Genomic DNA, 481 nt, shown 5'->3' with positions numbered 1-481 from the left:
GATTCAGACTCGTTGACAGCCATCAGGCGATCCCTCCAACGGTCAGTAGCGCACGCGCGACGACGCGGTGAGCCAATTCGATCTTGAAGCGGCTTTCGCCATGGTCGACGGCACCCTCGGTGGCCAGGCGACTTGCAGCCCGCACAGTCGCTTCGTCGAAAGTACGTCCGACAAGCGCCGCTTCGACGGCACGAGCCCGCCACGGCTTCGTGGCGATACCGCCGAGCGCGATCCTGACGTCACGGACGGTGCGACCGTCCGCTTCGAGTTCCAGGCCGACAGCGGCGCTTGCGGCCGCAAACTCGTACGACTCGCGGTCGCGCACCTTGAGGTAATGCGAGCGGCGCAGCGCGGCGGAGGTCGGAATCTCGACCGCGACGATCAACTCACCGGACGTGAGCGGGTGCTCAACATCGGGCGTGTCGCCGGGCAAGAGGAAGAAGTCATCGATCGGAACGGGACGTTGTGGCTTGCCATTCTC

Annotated in this window: 1 protein-coding gene; it reads right to left on the bottom strand. The window is 65.1% G+C overall.

Annotation, left to right across the window (positions count from 1 at the left end; genetic code table 11):
- Positions 1-22: 22 nt before the first annotated feature.
- Positions 23-481, bottom strand: a 459-nt coding sequence (locus tag OO68_RS48860; protein WP_033314710.1) for an FAD-binding molybdopterin dehydrogenase, incomplete at its 5' end; no start/stop codon positions are given.

The sequence above is a fragment of the Streptomyces iakyrus genome (assembly GCF_000717055.1).
GTDB classification, from domain to species: domain Bacteria; phylum Actinomycetota; class Actinomycetes; order Streptomycetales; family Streptomycetaceae; genus Streptomyces; species Streptomyces iakyrus.
Note: the sequence above shows the minus strand (reverse complement) of the source record. Positions and strands in the feature narration are given on the sequence as shown.